This is a genomic window from Saliphagus sp. GCM10025317 (assembly GCF_042663665.1).
Taxonomy (GTDB): Archaea; Halobacteriota; Halobacteria; order Halobacteriales; family Natrialbaceae; genus Natronosalvus.
In genome coordinates, this window is the sequence record NZ_JBHTAQ010000005.1 from 1,007,722 (window position 1) to 1,023,961 (window position 16,240).

Sequence of the window (16,240 nt, forward strand, 5' to 3'; positions counted from 1 at the left end):
AACTCGTCGGCGTCGCTACAGCGGGAACTCGCCGCCGACGATACCGTCCGCGATCAGCGACGCGTACTCGACGTATGGCTCCCAATCCGACGCATCCCCGGCCTCGAGTCGGTCGCGATGGAGGTCCTCCCACACGACCGCGAGCGAGAACGCTGCCAGTGCACGGTAGAACCGCTTGTGTTCGAACTCGAACCCCGTCGCCGCCTCGTAGCGAGCGACCAGGTCCCGCCGACTGGGACTGCCGGGTTTCGCCGTGAACGGGCTGAGGCCGCGCTCGTTTTGCTCCCGCAACTGCCGGAGGGCGTGCTCGTGTTCGTCCCCGTGTCGCGCCTCGAGCGCCTCGAGCGACGGTCGCCAGTCGTTCGCGTCTCGCCACCGGAGCAGCAGGTAGCCCAGGTCGACCAGCGGGTCGTCGAGCGCGGCCGTTTCCCAGTCGAGGACGCCGGTAATTTCGGGTCGGTCTGTGCCAGCGAAGAGCACGTTCCCCGGTCTGAAGTCGCCGTGGACGAGCGTCGTCCTCGTCTCCGTCGGCGCGTGTTCCTGGAGCCACTCGGCAACTGACCGGAGCGTCGGAACCTCGTGACCCGTCACCTGGACCGTCTCCTCGAGTCGTTCTACGGCGCGGTCGACGCGGGCCCGCGGCGTCAGCCGGTGACAGACGTCCGCGAACGGCTCAGGGTCGACCGCGTGGATATCGGCGAGCGTCTCGACGAGTCGCGCGGCCACCCGTTCTCGCGACTGCGGCGTCCGAAAGCGCTCGGGGAGGTCCTCGCCGAGGGGAATCGGTTCGCCCTCGAGTGCAGTCATCAGGTAGAACGGATCGCCGAAGATCGATTCGTCTTCGCCGTACAGAACGGGAACTGGCGCGAGAACCGAGGTCTCGCGAAGCCGCTCCATCACCGCGTACTCCCGTCGCAGGTCGTTCATGTAGCTCGCATCTCGCAACTTGTTCGGCTTTCGCAGCACGTACGGGCCGCTGGCGTCGTCGTTCAACACCTCGAGAATCAGATTGAGGCCGTCGTCGACGACCTCGAGTCCGGTCACGCTCGTTCCCAGTTCGGCGGCGAGGACGGATTCGAGGCGGTCGACGTCGAGGTTCACGTCGTCGCTGGCGTCCACGTCACCGTCGCCGTCGGCGTCCACGTCGCTGTCGTTCATACGACGACCACTCTCCGGTATTTAAAAACACTCCCGGCTGTGTGGTTGTGATTCTCGAGCACTCTGCACTATACTTTCTATAGTCATATACGCGCCGCAACCGCTGGACCAGTCGACGACGCCGCTCACTCGGCGTCCGCCTCGAGTGCGGACTCTCTGTCGACCGCAGTCTCCCTGTCGAGCGCGTCGAGCAGTCCTGGCTCGAGGGCGTAGGTGCCGTCCGCCCGGCGGTCGACGACGTCGCGGGTTCGAAGCTCCGAGAGGAGGCTCTGGACGGCGACGGGCGAGCGGCCGACCGACTCCGCCGTCGCGGTCGTCGAGAGCGGCCCGTCGATGGCGACCGTCTCGATGACGCGTCGGGCAGTCGGTTCGTCACACCGGGAGTCGTCACAGGCCGCCGTGACGCGGGTCGAAATCTCCTCGAGGGCCAGCAGGTCCTCGATGGTGTCGCGTTCATCGGGGACTATCATGTCGAGGTCGATCGGTCCCGTCGCGGGGTCGTCCGCCGCGCCGGTCTCGAGGATGTCGTCCTCGCTCGCGTCGTCGACGGGCGTGTAGCCGAACGTGAGATCGTCGCCGTCGGCGTGAAGAATCGGCGTCTCTTCGCTCTCCGCCGCCTCCGATTCCGCCTTCTCGTTCGCGTTTCCGTTCCCGTCCGCGTTCCCGCCACCGTCGGCCGCCGCTCCGTCGCCGCCGTCTACTATCCCTTCGTCACCCGAATCCGCGGGCTCGAGCCACAACTCGAGTTCGCGACAGCGCTCGCGAAGTTCCTCGTTCTCGGCCTCGAGACACTCGAGGTCGTCGTCTCGGTTCTCGAGTTCCCGCTCGCGTGACTCGAGTCGCTCGCGGAGGTCGTCGTTCTCCTCCTCGAGTTCCTCGCGCTCGGCCTCGAGTTCCTCGATTCGTTCCTCGAGGTCGACCAGTTCGTCGTGCAGTCGGCGCATGTCGCCGCCCGTCTCCGGAAACGTCGTCTGGACGGGTTCGGCCTGGGAGAGCGCGTCGGCCATCTGCCGGGCGGCCTCGGAGACGTCACGCGCCGAAGAGAGTTCGTCCTCGAGGGTCTCGATTCTGGAATCTTTCCTGTCGAGGCGCTTCTCGAGTTCGTCGATGCGGTCCTCTTCGCGATCCTTGCGCTCGGAGATGGTCTGGAGGTCGTCGACGAGCGCGTCGGAGACGGACTTGAGTTCGGGCCGCTCGAAGTCGTCCAGGCCGGGTGTCGCCCCGGCGTCGAAGGTGCGCTTGCGTCGGAACTGGATCTTGCGGACGCCTGCGTCCATCCAGTCGGTCTGGATGAACGCCTGGCCGTCGTCGAGCTCGGAGACCAGTTCGGCGTACTTCGAATCGATGATCCGTCCGACGACGTTGGTGTCGTTCTCCCAGGTGAGCCGGTGCCAGACGAGCCAGTTTGCCTGCGTGATGAAGTCCTTCTTGACGTCGGCGGGGCGCTGGCTGATCCCCAGGATGCCCAGCCCGTGCTTGCGCCCGCGCTTGCCGATCTTGATCAGCAGTCGGCCGGTCTCGCCGAGACCGCCGCCCTCGGGGATGTACTCGTGGACCTCCTCGACCACCAGCAGGAACGGCTTTTTCAGTTTCTTCTCCTTGACGAACAGCTGTCGGGCGGTCTCTCGCAGGAGTTCGTCGGCCTCCTCCTCGTCCAGGTAGCCCGAGACGTCGAGGATGACGGGGACGTTCTCTTCGAGCGCCAGCGAGGCCATCTGCTCGGCGTGTTCGGGCCCGATCTGGATGTCACACTCCTCGTCAGCGCCCGCGTGGAGCATCTCGTACTCCTCTTTCAGTCCGTAGTACTCGCCGTCGGTGTCGACGATCAGGAGCGGAAAGCCGGCCTCGAGGAGTTCCTCGGCGATCACCGATGCCGTATTGGACTTCCCCGATCCGGACTTTCCGGTGACGAACCCGCGACCGGTCAGCAACTCGACGACAGGGAGCGTCACGTCGGTGCCGTCGGCCGCTTCGCCGACCGTCACCTCCCGCGTCTCGCTCACCGTCTCCTCACCTCGTCTCGCCTGCGCGAACGCTGCATAGTTCACACTGCCCTCGGGTTCCCTTGAAGGTTCGCCTCGCGTGACACTCGCCGCGTCCGACGAGTGTGAACGCTTGACAACCCTGGGAAACGATTATGTCACTCCCCCCAGATGTGTAGGGTAGCCGATCGTCACAGATCGCGACCGACCATGACCACCACGACCCACCCGATTCCCGCGTTCGCCCCGATGAGTGGCAACGCGGGCGTCGCCACCGACGTCGACACCGTCACCGGCACTGCCGGTCGGTGTGTCGACGTCGCTGGCTGGGACGTCACCAGCGTCTCCGGACGCTATGGCGTCGCCAGGACTTCCGGCGTTGCCGGACTGAAGGGTCGTGGACGGGCACTCGGTCACCCGACCCCGATTTCGTCGAATCTCGACGGAATCTCCGTCCGCGCCGCGTAGGTCCATTCTCCCGGCCGGACGGTTTGTACGCGTTGCCGACCCACTATCGCTCGAGGTCGGTCCGTCGATCCCATCCGTTCTGCCGGCGAGCCTGGACCGCGCGGTTTCCCCCGGTGGTGGACACCGCGCGGTCGTCAGCGTTCCCGATTCCCGGGCACGTGCGACCGCCCCCGAGTTCGACTCTCGGCGGGGGACTATGGCACGATACCAGACCGTCGTGGCGAAACTCGCCGTGCGCGTTCCCGTGAACGCGACCGGCGACCTCGTCACCGCAGGCGCACGAATCGTCGAACGAGTCGCGGCCGTCGAGCGCGTCGACGACGCGACCGTCCGCGGCCTCGAGCCCGGCCTGAACGACACGACCGTCACGCTCGAAACCCGACTCGTCCTCGTGGGCGACCGGGGCGAGGACCTGGCCGTCGTGAGACGTGAGTTGAACGAGGGTGTCGGCGTGACCGTCCAGGAGGTGGCAACCGTCGAGGTCGAACTCGAGACCGAGGCCGACCTCGAGACGGACGCCGAGGAGGAGGTCGACTTGCAGGTGGCGCCTCGAGCGTAGAGTGAGCGGAAGCGGTCGACCGAAGACTCGAGCGACGTTGGTCCTCGACGACGCCGTCAGAACTATTCGTCGGCGGCTTCAGACGACGTATTGGACTCCGTTTCTGTCTCCGCTTCCGTCTCGAGATTCCGCTCGACCGTCTCCTCGTGAACCGTCAGCCCTTGCCGGCCGAGGTGCTGCAACTGGCGGCGGGCGAACTCCTCCTCTCGCGTTCCGCGGGTCGCCAGCACGTACATCAGCGCGCCCCCAGCGGGACGCATCGTTCGGCCTGCTCGCTGGGTGCCCTGCCGTCTCGAGCCGCCGAGCCCCGACGCCACGATGGCCAGATCGGCACTCGGCAGGTCGATCCCCTCGTCGCCGACCCGCGAGAGCACGAGCGTGTCGATCTCGTCGTGGCGGAACGAGTCCAGGAGCCGCTGGCGCTCGAGGTGGGGCGTCTCGCCGCTGAGGAAGGGAGCGTCGAGCGCCGCCGCGAGGTCCCGGCCCTGCTCGAGGTAGTCGACGAAGACGAGCGCGCGGGCGCCCGGATGCGACGCCAGAAGGTAGCGCACCTCGGCGACCTTGCCGGGATTCGTCGCCGCCAGCTGGTAGCGCTCCCGCCCCTCCGCCGACCCGTACGCGTTTTGATGTTCGTCGTCGCCCCAGGGCACGTACCGAATCTCGAGTTCGGGTTCGGCGACGAAGTCGGCCTCGAACAGCGCCTCCCAGTCGGTGCCGATCGGTGGTCCGATCAGGGTGAAGATGTCCGCGGCGCGGTCGTCCTCACGGAGCGGCGAGGCCGAGAGGCCGAGGCGGTGGCGCGACTGGAGGTGCGTGCTCCGGCGGTAGACGTCCGAAGGGACGTGCTGGCACTCGTCGAACACCACCAGCCCCCACTCGCGGTCGTCGAAGAGCGAGCGGTGGCGGTCCATCCCGGCGATCTGGTAGGTCGCGATGGTCACCGGGCGAATCTCCTTGCGGCCGCCGTGGTACTGGCCGACCTGCTCGGGTTCCAGACTCGTGACGTCGAGCACCGTCTGGGCCCACTGGCGGGCGAGGTCGCGGCTCGGGACCAGCACGAGGGTCTCGCCGCCGACTTCCTCCATCGTGGCGATCGCGGCGATCGTCTTGCCGCTGCCGGGCGGACCGACGAAGACGCCGGATCCGGCCTCGAGGAAGCGATCCACCCAGGTTCGCTGGTACTCCCGCAGGGAGACCTCGAGTCCGACCTCGAGGGCGTCCCCCGACTCGAGGTCGCGGTCGTCCCGGACGGGGTAGCCCGCCTCGTAGAGGATCCGCTTGATGGCCGCCTCCGATCCCTCGCGCACCCAGTCCTCGGTGTCGGAAATCGGCGCGTGGACGTGCTCTTCGTCGAGTTTCTGTCGGGCGACGTTGCCCATGATCTCCGCGCTCCGGGCCTCGAGCACGGTGTAGTCGTCGGGGTGGGTGACGAGCCTGAACTGGCGGGCGCGATCCCACTGGCTCTCGACCCAGGACTCGAGCGCGTCCGAGCGCTGGCCCAGGGCCTGTCGCATCGTTCGCTGGAGGCCGTCAAACGAGTCGTGCGGGGCCTGCCAGACGTCCTCCGGGCGGACGACGTAGCGGTAGCCGCCTTCACCGTTGCCGTCTGCGAGGTGGGCGAACTGGGAGAGTTGCGCACGGGTGAACTGATCGGGGCGGTCGACGATAATCTCGCGGCGCTTCGGGAAGACGACAACCCGCTCGCGTTCGGTCAGGTCCTCGAGTTCGGCCGGGAACCAGACCACGGGGTCCCTGGAGACGGCCAGGCGCTCCAGGTCGCCCCGCTCCGCGAGCGCCTCGAGGTCGTCGGTCACCTCGCTGTGGGGTCGCTCGAGGTGTCTGGCGAGTTCGGAAGCGGTGAGCAACGGGCGGCCGGCCCGCTGGCAGGCGTCGTGGAACGCCGAGAGCGAGAGGGACGGGTGGGCGTCGTCGGGGTCTGTCACTCCATCCCCGCGAGTGGAGTCGTGAGCGTCGTCGGCGTCTGCGGCGTCGTCAGTCACTGGATAGGCTACCGGACTCGGTGATAAACCGATTTCGCTCGAGCGCCACGGCTCGAGGGCAGGGTGGTCGGAGCCGCACAAAACGGCTGCAGTGGCAGCCGGGCGCACAGCGGTAGGTGGTGGTGGTGGTATGCGCCAGCGCAATTTTTAGCACACGGCGACATAACGATTGTGGTGTTTCAGCGGTCGAGGCAAACGGCTTTACCGCGTGCTGGCGTATTCGAACCCATGTATCGCGCGATCCTGCCCGAAGGCCAGATCATCTGTGCGCGCTACGAACACACCGATACGGGCGTCGAGTTGTTCGACGAGGACGACGCGTTCGTCGCGTTCGTGCCGTACAACTCGCTTCACGCGTTGCTCGACGAGGACGTCTACAGCGGAGAGGAACGTTCGGTCATGTGAAATATAACGTGGTCGCGTCGACGAACACTCGTGATCGCTCCATCTCCAGATCGCTTCAAACTGTCTTCAGTCCGCTTCAGAACTGGAACAACACCCGCTCGAGTACCGCCGCGGCTGCAACGCCTAGGCTTCGACGCTCTGATCGATCGCGTCGAGTTGCTCCCGGTAGCGGTTCCTGACGGTGACGACGGTCGTCTGGGCCGTCTCTGCGACCGCTCGCTGGGGGATCGTTTCGTTACACAGGAGTCCGGCGGCGTAGATGGCCGCGGCGGCGAACCCGGTCGGAGACTTCCCCGAGTGCAGCCCCTGCTCGGTCGTCGCGTCGATGATCTCGACCGCCTTCGACTCGACGTCCGTGCCGACGTCGAGTTCCGAGCAGAATCTGGGGACGAACTGGCGCGGGTTCGTCGGCTCGAGATTGATGTTCAGTTCGTCGGCGATGTAGCGATAGGTCCGTCCGATCTCGCGCTGATCGACCCGCGAAACGGCCGTCACCTCCTCGAGACTCCGTGGAATGCCCTCCTCCCGGCAGGCGGTGTACAGCGCCGAGGTGGCGACTCCCTCGATGGAGCGCCCGCGGATGAGGTCCCGGTCGAGTGCCCGCCGGTAGATGACGCTGGCGGTCTCTTTGACCGAGTTAGGGAGGCCGAGGGCGCTCACCATGCGGTCGATTTCGGAGAGGGCGTACTTGAGGTTGCGCTCGCCGGCGTTCTTCGTGCGGATGCGTTCCTGCCAGACGCGAAGCCGGTGGAGCTGTCCGTGCTTGTCAGCCGACATCGTATGGCCGTTCGCGTCCCGATTGCGCCAGTCGATGGTGGTCGTAAGTCCCCGGTCGTGCATCGACTGGGTGAGCGGCGCGCCGACGCGAGAGAGCTGGTCGTGTTCTTTGGCGTTGAACGCCCGCCACTCGGGGCCGTAGTCGATGGGTTCGTCGCTCAGGACGAGACCGCACTCCCGGCAGACCAGCTCGCCGCGGTCGGGATCGCTCACGACCGTGTTCGTCTCACAATCCGGACACTGGCCGCTGTTCGTCCGCTGTGATTCCTGTCGTGTGCGTTCGGTGACGGACCGCGTCATTAGTAGGCGGTGAGAACCCAGCCGTCTTTGTAAGGGGGTCACATGGTTTCGAGAGTAACAGGGACTTTCCGCCGGCTACGGCGCTACCTTCGGCAGGTTGGCGCTCGACGCGCGTCGGTAGGCGGGGTCGACGGATGCCCCGCACCGGCGGATCGAACGTCGGACCGACCCTGGCCAGAGGCCGGTTCAACCTTAGCCACACGCCGGTGCGACTCCGGCCGCGTACGAGCACGCTGACTGTGGCTACAGCTCGGTAAATGACGACTGAGAGGAGTAACGGTCGGCTTCGATGACGAACCGACCACGACCGTTAAGCGGTCGGTTCTCGAGAAGGACGCGCGTGTTGCTGGATAGAGTCCACCCGCTCGTCGAGGACGGACGTACCGGCCAACGTGGTCCCGAGGAGCCCTCGCTAGCCCGTTTTCGATCGCCCCGCAGGGCGCGCCTCGACCGACCCCCGTCTCCGCGGAACGGCGGTCGGTCGGCCCAGTATGCGCTCGATACAGCCCCTATCGCCGATACAAATGGTGCATCGGGCGAGTCGCGATTCGACCGACTCGAGCGAGAGCCGTCTCGACCCTCGCTCGAGCCGAGAAGCGGCGACGTACCGGCTTCGCAAGCGATGCAAAACGTGACCGCGTTTAAGACTGATACCGTTGGCGTAGAAACTGGTGTGTCAAACGTGATTGCGAGTATCCCTTCGCCGGGACAGCGGTCTCCCTCGGCGGAGCCAAGCGGCTCTGTGGTGGCAGTAAACGATCAACTACGGTGGACGGAACCGACTCGTACCCGACTTCGAAGCCGGTCGAGCCAGGCGCGATTTGTCGGTGCTCGAGCGCGACCGGCCGCGTTCGGGCGTCGAGTTCCCGGCGGGAGGTGCCGGTGATGTCCTCCATCGATACGTCCCTTCCCGAGGAGATAACCTCCGTTACGGCGAACGGTACCGACGAAACGCTCTCGAAAGACGTCATCTTCGAGTTGCTGAAAAACCGGCGACGGCGAGAGGTACTCGCGTACTTACTCGAGGCCGAGGAGACGGTAACGCTGGGTGAACTCGCCGAACAGATCGCAGCCTGGGAGAACGACACCGACGTCAACGCGCTGAGTTCCGATCAGCGAAAACGAGTCTACGTCGCCCTCTACCAGACGCATCTGCCGAAGATGGACGACGCGGGTATCGTCGATTACGACCAGGATCGCGGTCTCATCACCCTGGCTGACAACGCGGATTTACTGGTCATGTACCTCGACACGGACACCCACCGTCGCGAGCGGTGGGATCGGTGGTACGCGGCCATGAGCGTCGTGGGCGCGGTGGTACTCGCCGCCGGCCTCCTCGGCGTCCCCGGAATCTCGGCCATCCCGCTCTCGGCCCTCGCTGGCGTGATCGTCGCGGCCTTCCTCGCGGTCTCGTTCGTGCACGTCTTCGTGAACCACCGATTCCAGCAGGTCATCGAGGAGAAACTGTCCCGGATCCAGTAATCTCGACGGCCGCGCTTCGGTCGCGCGGGTTGCGACGCGGCGATTGTTTCGACCCGATCAGCGATGCAAACCTCGAGTACTGACCCGTTCGTGCCCAAATTATCGAGAAGCACTTTTAGTTCTCGAGCACGTACACGAAACTGGCTCCCGAGGTCATCCAGTACCGGAGCAGTTCGCGTGCCAGCAACCTGTTCCCTTGCGGGAGCCCCTCTACGCGCCGAGCGACGGCGTTAGCGTTAGCTCGTTTCGCGCTCGATTTTTCGGTCGCCAGGTTCCGAACGATTCCGCCGGCGCTCGAGGATCGTTTCGGGATCGCTCCCCTCGCTCTCGAGCAGCGTCTCGAGGCCGCGTTCGAACGCCTCGTCGTCGATCTCGCCGCGAGCGTAGCGTTCCCGGAGGACCTCGACGGGGTCTGTCGCTGATTCGTCGAGGCTCGCAGGTCGGCGTTCGCCAACCATCGGGTCGTGCTGGTCGCCGTCGATTCCGAGGACCTCCTCGATGAGCACCCCCGACAGCGGCAGCAGGCCGACCCAGCAGAAGAGTACGACGAAGACGGCCGCTGACACGCCGACCATAAACTAGGCGAGAATCGCTACCGGAAGCGTCCCGACGGCGATTAGTGCGGGGATCGAGCCGAGCAATCGACTCGTTTTCGCTCGCTTAGGATTCGATCAGAGGGTGAGGGAAAAAGTCTTCCGAGTGACGAATCTGTGGCCGGCGCAGACCGCGAAACTCAAGTTGACTTGCACCAGTCACACGCACGTGGCAGTTTCGTTCGACCTGTTCGGCACGCTCGTCGCCGTCGACCGACCTGCGGACCCGGCGACGGCGGTCGCGTCCGAACTCGAGAAACGCGGCGTGGCAGTCCCCGGCGACTGGGCTGAGCGTTACGCTCGCCCGACCATCGACGCCCCCGTGGGTGCGGAGGTGCCGCTGCCGGCCCACGTCGGCCGGTCGCTCTCGAACGCTGGCGTCGAGTGGCGAGAGACCGGGGCGGGGAACGTCGTTCGTCGGGCCGTCGTCGCCGCGTTCGACCCAGACGTCGAGACCCGGGCCGGCGCCCGTCGGGCGGTCGAGGCCGCTCGCGAGCGCGGACCCGTCGCCGTCTGTTCGAACTGCGCCGTTCCGGAACTGGTCGGCCGGACACTCGCTCGCTCGACGCTCGAGCGCGACGACTTCGACGCCGTCGTGACGAGCGTCGGCTGTGGGTGGCGCAAACCCTCGCCGCACATCTTCGAGACGACGGCGCGACGGCTCGGGGTCGACGTCACCGACCTGGTCCACGTGGGCGACGATCGGCGAACCGACGGCGGCGTCGACGCGGCCGGGGGAACGTCGATCGTGCTCGGGGAGACGCCTCTCGAGTCGGTCCCCGATCGGCTCGAATTGGTGTTAGAAAACAGTTCGGCGACGGCGCCGACCGGCGGAGAGCCGGCCTGTGACGGCGATTTGAGTGACAGTGGTTCGAGTGACAGTGGTTCGAGTGACAGTGGTTCGAGTGACAGTGGTTCGAGTGACAGTGGTTCGAACGACGACTCGAGTGACCACGTGAAATGACGGTACAAACGCTCGCCGCGATCGGCCTGGCGCTCAGCCTCGACCTGCTGATCGGGGAACCGCCAACGCGTTGTCACCCCGTGGCGTGGCTGGGTCGACTGATCGATCGACTCGACCGCCCCTGGTCCACGAACGATCGAACACAGCGTCGAATCGGATTCCTCGTCGCCCTGTTCGTTCCCCTGATTCCGGCGGTGATTGCGGGGTATCTCGTCGTCGCGATGGGAGGGATCGACCCCTTCTTCGGCGCGGTCGCCGCGACGCTTGTCCTCTTTCTGACCACGAGTGTGCGGGCGCTCCTCGACCTCGCACAGGAAGTCGTCGCAGCGACCGGGGACGACCTCGAGACCGCCCGTGAGCGCGTTCGCGGCCTCGTTGGACGCGACGTGGACTCGCTCACGGACGCGGAGATCCGCTCGGCGGCGGTCGAGAGCGCGGCCGAGAACCTCGCCGACGGGTTCGCCGCGACGCTCCTTCCCTTCGCGCTCCTGGGCCCAGTCTCGCTCCCCGCCGCCGCGGCCGCCGCTGCCTGGGTCAAGGGCGTCAACACCCTGGACTCGATGCTCGGCTATCCGTCGAAACCGATCGGCACTGCCAGCGCTCGCCTGGACGACCTCGTGATGGCCGTCCCCGCTCGAGTCACCGCGTGCTGTCTCGCACTGGTCGCGAGACGGCCCCGGGCGCTCCTTCGAGCCCGTCGCTGGGCGCGAGTCCCGTCCTCGCCGAATTCCGGCTGGCCGATGGCGACGCTTGCCTGCGTGCTCGGTGTTCGCCTCGAAAAACGCGGCGCGTACGTGCTGAACCCCGAGGAATCGCTCCCGAGCCTGGAGGACGGCCGGCGTGCGGTGTCGGTCGTCGGCCTGGCTGCCGCCGCGCTCGTGGCGGTAGCGGCGGTCTGTGTGGCGTCCGCGCCGACGCTCGAGTCGCTGATCGCGCCGATCGTCGACGCCGTCACGACACGCGTTCAGGGGGTGATGCCGTGATCGGCGGACGGATTCGAACGGCCGTTCGTGCACTCCGTGGGGCTCTCGCCTTCCTGACGCGCCTTCCGTTCGGCTCGAGGTCGCGAAACACGGGCGGGGCGACTGCCGACGCGAGCACCGACCGGGACTGGAAGGCGTTTCGCTCGAGTCCGTGGACCTTCACGATAGTAGGATGGATCGTCGGAGCACTCGCGGCCCTCCTCTTCCTCGCTTTGAACCGGCTTCCGGCCGCGTCGATTGCCTTCGGATACCTGCTCGCCGTCTTCGCGCTGACCGGGATCCATCACCTCGACGGCGTCGCCGACCTCGGCGATGCGCTCGTCGTCCACGGCGACGCCCATCGCCGGCGGGCTGTCATGACGGACACGACGACCGGCGTCGGCGCGCTGCTCTCCGTCTCGCTGATCGTGGCGGGACTCGCGCTGGGCGCCCTCGCGCTCGCCGGTGCACCCGTCGCGGTCGCTGTGGGCGTCGCCGTCGCCGCTGAGGTCGGCGCCAAGACTGGAATGGCCGTGATGGCCTGCTTCGGGACGGCCGCTCACGAGGGATTCGGCTCGCAGTTGACGGACGCCGTGGGCCCGTCTGCGTTCTTCGGACCCGCGGCGCTGGCGATTCCGGCGGTCGCGCTGACATGGCCCCATCCGGCAGCGGCCGCGGCTCTCGCCGGCGCGCTCGCGGGAACCGCCCTTCCGTGGTGGTGGGCCCAACGACGGCTCGGCGGCGTCTCTGGCGACGTCTTCGGAGCGGCCAACGAGATCGGACGACTGCTCGGCGTCCACCTGGGGGTGATCGCGTGGACGCTCTGGTGATGGCCGGCGGACAGGGAACTCGACTCGAGAGCCGAACCGAAAAGCCGCTGTACGAGATCGGCGTCGTCGCGATGATCGATCGGGTGCTCGCGGCGCTCGAGGCGAGCGCGGTCGACCGGATTACCGTCGCGGTTTCGCCGAACGCGCCCGACACCCGCGATCACCTGGCGGAACGCGATTGTACGTGTTCGCTCGAGGCCGACGGAGTTGGCAAGTCCGTTGACCCCACCACGCCCGCCACGCCAGAACGGATCATCGAGACCGCTGGCGACGGGTACGTCGCCGACCTCGGGTCGATCCTCGAGTCGGACTCGATCCCGATTTCGACGCCGGTGCTGACAGTGGCCGCGGATCTCCCATTGCTCGAGGAGGCGACGGTGGACGGCGTTCTCGAGCGGTACCGGCGCCGCGTTCGGGCGAGAAGACGGGAAGCCGGTGACGGCGGGGAGACACCGGCGCCGTCGATGACCGTCTGCGTCCCGACCGCGCTGAAACGACGGCTCGGGTTCAGCGTCGACGCGACGCTCGAGTCCGACCGCCACCTCGCGCCGACTGGTGTCAACGTCGTCGGCACCTCCAATGAAACGATGATCGCACGCAGCTACGACCACAGACTGGCCTGTAACGTGAACAGACGAACCGATGTCCGCGCGGCGAAGACGTACTGCTGCGATGGAGACGGCGACGGGGAGGCGTTCCGATGAGGCTCCTCCTCGCCGCCGGGTTGACCGAAACGGGACTCATCGACGGGCTCAGCGCCGCCGGGGCGTCGGCCGAAGTGATGAGCTACACGCCGTCGGCCGACGCCGAGATCCTCGTCTACGGTCGGCCGACGGCCGCGCCCGTCACCCCGGTGAGCCCGACCGGGTGCCCGACCCCGGCGGCGATCACCCGCGCCGTTCGGGAGGTCGTCGGCTTCGACGCGACGGTGCTCGAGGCCGGCCTGTCCGAATCGACGGCCGCCCCGACGGTCGACCTCGCGGCCGATCCAGGCGCCGACGTTCGCGAGGCCGTCGCTGTACCGGACGCTGCGGGGATCTACGACCGGGCTCGCCAGTTCGGCGCGACGCTCCCCGACGACCGCGTGCTGATCGGCGAGACGATTCCGGGCGGGACGACGACCGCCCTGGGGGTCGCGACCGCCCTCGGAGCGCCCATCGGCGTCTCGTCGTCGCTCCCCCGGAATCCGCTTGAGCGCAAACGAGCGGTCGTCGAGACGGGACTGGCGGTGAGCGACCTCGCGCCCGGCGACTGCGCGGGCGATCCGCTGGCGGCGATCCGGGCGGTGGGCGACCCCGTCCAGGCCGCCGTCGCCGGCGTTGTGGCCGGGGCACTTGAGGCCGGCGTCGACGTGACCCTGGCCGGGGGGACGCAACTGGTCGCCGTCGCGGCCGTTCTCCGCCACGCCGGCGTCAACGGGCCGCTCCGACTCGCGACCACCTCGTTCGTGGCCGACGATCCGAGCGTCGACCTCGAGGCGGCCGGCGACCGGTTCGACCTCGAGGTAGTCGTCACCGACCCTGCGTTCGAGCGAAGCGAGCACGTCTCGATGGCCCGGTACTGCGCCGGGGAGGCGAAAGAGGGCGTCGCCATGGGCGGGGCGCTCTCGCTCGTTCCGCCCGGAGAGATGGCGGCTGTTCGCCGGCGGATCGAAGCCGTTTGCGAGCGATTGGGCGTCAACGGTGAAACGACGGCGGAGGACCCGCGGTCACCGAATGTGAGGGGTGACGGCGATGCATCCTGACGCCATCGACGGCGAGGGGCGCGTTCCACACGGCGGGGAACCCGACCGCTCGCTGCTCGACTTCTCGGCGAACACGAATCCACGGACGCCGGACGGCGTCGAGTCGGTCTACGCCGACGCGCTCGAGACGGCCCGGCGGTATCCGGACGACGAGTATCCGGCCTTCCGGGACGCGGCAGGAACCTACGTCGGCTGTGACCCGTCCGCCGTCGTACCGACGCCGGGCGGCCTCGCCGCGATTCGCCTCGCTCTCGAGGTGACCCTCGAGCCAGGCGATCTGGCCGTCGTTCCACACCCGAGTTTCGGCGAGTACGCCCGGGAGATTCGTCTCCAGGGGGCGAGGCCGCGGTTCGTGCCCCACGAGACGGTGTGTGACCTCGAGGCCGAGTCGCTGCGGGACGTCGACCTGGTCGTCGTCTGCACGCCGAACAACCCCACGGGCGACCTCCCCGATCGCTCGCGCCTCGAGGGGCTAGCCGATCGGTGCCGAGCGGCCGGGACGACCCTGCTCGTCGACGAGGCGTTTCTGGGGTTCACCGAACAGGCGTCGATGGCTCGACGGGGGGACGAGTGCGTCGTCGTCGCCCGCTCGCTCACCAAACTCTTCGGGCTGCCGGGGCTCCGAGCGGGGTTCGCCGTCGCGTTCGGCCCGCTCGGCGAGCGCCTCGAGGCGGCCCGTCGCACTTGGAACCTCGGCTCGCCCGCGGCCGCCGTCGGCGCGTACTGCATGGAGCAGACGGCGTTCGTGCGCGACACGCGAGAGCGAGTCGCCGAAGAGCGAGAACGGCTGCGCGAGGCGCTGCTGGCGGACAGCCGCTACGTGGTGGCCCCCTCGAGCGCGCCGTTCCTGTTGCTCGAGGTCGACGGTGACGGCGGCGGGGATGCGGTCGGTTCCGTCGATGGCGACGGTATGGGGGCCGGTTCTGCCGACCGCAACGGCGGGCCGACCGATCCCGTCGACGACCTCCTCGAGCGAACCCGCGAGGCCGGAATCATCCTCCGGGACGCCCGATCCTTCCGCGGACTCGAATCCCACGTCCGCGTGGCGGTCAAGGACCGCGACACGAACGATCAGCTTCTCGAGGTGTTGGTGGATGGTTGATACCGACGCTGAAGACGATACCGACGCCGATGCCGACGCCAACGTCGACACCGACACCGATGCTGACGCCGGGTACAGAACCGAGCGAACCGACGGCGTCCTCTGTGTCCACCGGCCCGGGGTCGAGTGGCTCTCCTCGGGCTGGAACGGCGGCCGATCGCGAACCGACCGGGCGTTCAACGTCTCGGTTCCCGAGGGCTGGCACTGTGACGACCTCAAGCGCTACGTCCAGGAGCGCCTCGAGCGGGCGGGCTTTGCGGACGCCCGACGCGACCACCCCGCCCTGCTCACCGGGGTCGACCTGGAGCACGCGCGCGGCGCCCACTGCAGGTCGGTCACGGCCTACGCTACGGCCGGAATCTCGAACCCGGCCGCGTTGCCGATGGATCCGGCCGGCGGATCGTTGCCCGACGGACGCCTCGAGCCCGATTCCCTCGAGCGGACTGAGGGGTCGAACACGGGGGACGATAGGGACGATGGGGACGAGCGAGGAAACGAGCGCTACGCCGGCACGGTCAACCTGATCGTCGGGACAACCCACGCGCTCGAGGCGGGGGCTCTCGAAAACCTCCTCGCGGTGGCGGCGGAGGCGAAGGCGGCGACGCTTCTCGCGCGAACGGGCTTTCCTGGGACGACGACGGACGCGATCGTCGTCGCGCACGACCCGTCGGGGTCCAGTCGGGCGTTCTCGGGCAGCGCGACGGCCGTCGGAGCGGCCGCGCGAGCGTGCGTTCGGGAGGCGATCACGGCGTCGCTGGCGTCCCGGTACGAGGGAACCGATCCGACGATTCCGGCGAGCGTGTCGGCGGCCGAGTACGGCGTCTCGACGGACGCGCGGGCGACGGTCTTTCGTCCCTGAGGCCTGAGGCCTGAACCCTGCGTTCGCCTCGAGCGTGTCGCTGGTCTATATGGCC

Annotated in this window: 15 protein-coding genes and 1 pseudogene; 11 read left to right on the forward strand and 5 right to left on the reverse strand. The window is 67.7% G+C overall.

What is annotated here, in order from left to right; all coding sequences use genetic code 11:
- Positions 1-15: 15 nt before the first annotated feature.
- On the reverse strand, positions 16-1,158 hold the full coding sequence (locus tag ACFQS4_RS06995; RefSeq protein ID WP_497902927.1) for a phosphotransferase family protein: 1,143 nt from the start codon (positions 1,156-1,158) through the stop codon (positions 16-18).
- Between the two features lie 125 nt (positions 1,159-1,283).
- Entirely contained in the window at positions 1,284-3,206 is a 1,923-nt protein-coding gene (locus tag ACFQS4_RS07000) for an ATP-binding protein (protein WP_497902928.1), read from the reverse strand.
- A gap of 144 nt (positions 3,207-3,350) precedes the next feature.
- Between ACFQS4_RS07000 and ACFQS4_RS07005 the strand changes: the two genes are divergently transcribed.
- A complete protein-coding gene (locus ACFQS4_RS07005; protein WP_497902929.1) occupies positions 3,351-3,608 on the forward strand; it encodes a hypothetical protein in 258 nt (85 codons plus the stop codon).
- A 196-nt stretch (positions 3,609-3,804) separates the two neighbouring features.
- Positions 3,805-4,167: a hypothetical protein gene (locus ACFQS4_RS07010; RefSeq protein WP_497902930.1), complete on the forward strand. Its 363-nt coding sequence runs from the start codon at positions 3,805-3,807 to the stop codon at positions 4,165-4,167.
- A gap of 62 nt (positions 4,168-4,229) precedes the next feature.
- On the opposite strand, the gene ACFQS4_RS07015 is transcribed toward ACFQS4_RS07010, so the two are convergent.
- Positions 4,230-6,167 (reverse strand): DEAD/DEAH box helicase family protein, encoded by a 1,938-nt coding sequence (locus tag ACFQS4_RS07015; protein ID WP_497902931.1) that lies wholly within the window; start codon positions 6,165-6,167, stop codon positions 4,230-4,232.
- A gap of 228 nt (positions 6,168-6,395) precedes the next feature.
- Between ACFQS4_RS07015 and ACFQS4_RS07020 the strand changes: the two genes are divergently transcribed.
- On the forward strand, positions 6,396-6,572 hold the full coding sequence (locus ACFQS4_RS07020; RefSeq protein ID WP_497902932.1) for a hypothetical protein: 177 nt from the start codon (positions 6,396-6,398) through the stop codon (positions 6,570-6,572).
- Positions 6,573-6,695: 123 nt separating this feature from the next.
- On the opposite strand, the gene ACFQS4_RS07025 is transcribed toward ACFQS4_RS07020, so the two are convergent.
- Positions 6,696-7,649, reverse strand: coding sequence for a transcription initiation factor IIB (locus tag ACFQS4_RS07025; protein WP_497902933.1), 954 nt, complete (start codon positions 7,647-7,649; stop codon positions 6,696-6,698).
- A gap of 885 nt (positions 7,650-8,534) precedes the next feature.
- Between ACFQS4_RS07025 and ACFQS4_RS07030 the strand changes: the two genes are divergently transcribed.
- Positions 8,535-9,131 (forward strand): DUF7344 domain-containing protein, encoded by a 597-nt coding sequence (locus tag ACFQS4_RS07030; RefSeq protein ID WP_497902934.1) that lies wholly within the window; start codon positions 8,535-8,537, stop codon positions 9,129-9,131.
- 236 nt (positions 9,132-9,367) lie between these two features.
- Here the strand turns inward: ACFQS4_RS07030 and ACFQS4_RS07035 are convergent, their stop codons facing one another.
- Positions 9,368-9,706 (reverse strand): SHOCT domain-containing protein, encoded by a 339-nt coding sequence (locus ACFQS4_RS07035; protein WP_497902935.1) that lies wholly within the window; start codon positions 9,704-9,706, stop codon positions 9,368-9,370.
- 187 nt (positions 9,707-9,893) lie between these two features.
- On the opposite strand from ACFQS4_RS07035, the pseudogene ACFQS4_RS07040 reads away from it, so the two are divergent.
- The 7 genes and pseudogenes from ACFQS4_RS07040 to ACFQS4_RS07070 all read left to right on the forward strand — a co-directional run.
- Positions 9,894-10,523: pseudogene (locus tag ACFQS4_RS07040) on the forward strand (HAD family hydrolase); the annotation flags it as partial.
- Positions 10,524-10,684: 161 nt separating this feature from the next.
- Positions 10,685-11,671 carry an adenosylcobinamide-phosphate synthase CbiB gene (cbiB, locus tag ACFQS4_RS07045; RefSeq protein WP_497902936.1) on the forward strand — a complete coding sequence of 329 codons (987 nt, stop codon included), beginning with the start codon at positions 10,685-10,687 and terminating at the stop codon, positions 11,669-11,671.
- Complete coding sequence (locus ACFQS4_RS07050) at positions 11,668-12,480, forward strand: adenosylcobinamide-GDP ribazoletransferase (RefSeq protein ID WP_497902937.1); 813 nt, start codon at positions 11,668-11,670, stop codon at positions 12,478-12,480. The genes cbiB and ACFQS4_RS07050 overlap by 4 nt, the downstream gene beginning before the upstream one ends.
- Entirely contained in the window at positions 12,480-13,184 is a 705-nt protein-coding gene (locus tag ACFQS4_RS07055) for an NTP transferase domain-containing protein (protein WP_497902938.1), read from the forward strand. The genes ACFQS4_RS07050 and ACFQS4_RS07055 overlap by 1 nt, the downstream gene beginning before the upstream one ends.
- Positions 13,181-14,224 carry a nicotinate mononucleotide-dependent phosphoribosyltransferase CobT gene (gene cobT / locus ACFQS4_RS07060; RefSeq protein ID WP_497902939.1) on the forward strand — a complete coding sequence of 348 codons (1,044 nt, stop codon included), beginning with the start codon at positions 13,181-13,183 and terminating at the stop codon, positions 14,222-14,224. Before ACFQS4_RS07055 ends, cobT begins: the two co-directional genes overlap by 4 nt.
- On the forward strand, positions 14,214-15,326 hold the full coding sequence (locus ACFQS4_RS07065) for an aminotransferase class I/II-fold pyridoxal phosphate-dependent enzyme (RefSeq protein ID WP_497902940.1): 1,113 nt from the start codon (positions 14,214-14,216) through the stop codon (positions 15,324-15,326). The genes cobT and ACFQS4_RS07065 overlap by 11 nt, the downstream gene beginning before the upstream one ends.
- A complete protein-coding gene (locus ACFQS4_RS07070) occupies positions 15,319-16,185 on the forward strand; it encodes an adenosylcobinamide amidohydrolase (RefSeq protein ID WP_497902941.1) in 867 nt (288 codons plus the stop codon). Before ACFQS4_RS07065 ends, ACFQS4_RS07070 begins: the two co-directional genes overlap by 8 nt.
- The last annotated feature ends 55 nt before the right edge of the window (positions 16,186-16,240 follow it).

What these genes read in the sequence shown, in the direction of transcription:
- ACFQS4_RS06995 (WP_497902927.1), bottom strand. Translation starts at nt 1,158, where the DNA reads ATGAACGACAGCGACGTGGACGCCGACGGCGACGGTGACGTGGACGCC.
- ACFQS4_RS07005 (WP_497902929.1), top strand. Translation starts at nt 3,351, where the DNA reads ATGACCACCACGACCCACCCGATTCCCGCGTTCGCCCCGATGAGTGGC.
- ACFQS4_RS07010 (WP_497902930.1), top strand. Translation starts at nt 3,805, where the DNA reads ATGGCACGATACCAGACCGTCGTGGCGAAACTCGCCGTGCGCGTTCCC.
- ACFQS4_RS07020 (WP_497902932.1), top strand. Translation starts at nt 6,396, where the DNA reads ATGTATCGCGCGATCCTGCCCGAAGGCCAGATCATCTGTGCGCGCTAC.
- ACFQS4_RS07025 (WP_497902933.1), bottom strand. Translation starts at nt 7,649, where the DNA reads ATGACGCGGTCCGTCACCGAACGCACACGACAGGAATCACAGCGGACG.
- ACFQS4_RS07030 (WP_497902934.1), top strand. Translation starts at nt 8,535, where the DNA reads ATGTCCTCCATCGATACGTCCCTTCCCGAGGAGATAACCTCCGTTACG.
- ACFQS4_RS07035 (WP_497902935.1), bottom strand. Translation starts at nt 9,706, where the DNA reads ATGGTCGGCGTGTCAGCGGCCGTCTTCGTCGTACTCTTCTGCTGGGTC.
- cbiB (WP_497902936.1), top strand. Translation starts at nt 10,685, where the DNA reads ATGACGGTACAAACGCTCGCCGCGATCGGCCTGGCGCTCAGCCTCGAC.
- ACFQS4_RS07055 (WP_497902938.1), top strand. Translation starts at nt 12,480, where the DNA reads ATGGCCGGCGGACAGGGAACTCGACTCGAGAGCCGAACCGAAAAGCCG.
- cobT (WP_497902939.1), top strand. Translation starts at nt 13,181, where the DNA reads ATGAGGCTCCTCCTCGCCGCCGGGTTGACCGAAACGGGACTCATCGAC.
- ACFQS4_RS07065 (WP_497902940.1), top strand. Translation starts at nt 14,214, where the DNA reads ATGCATCCTGACGCCATCGACGGCGAGGGGCGCGTTCCACACGGCGGG.
- ACFQS4_RS07070 (WP_497902941.1), top strand. Translation starts at nt 15,319, where the DNA reads ATGGTTGATACCGACGCTGAAGACGATACCGACGCCGATGCCGACGCC.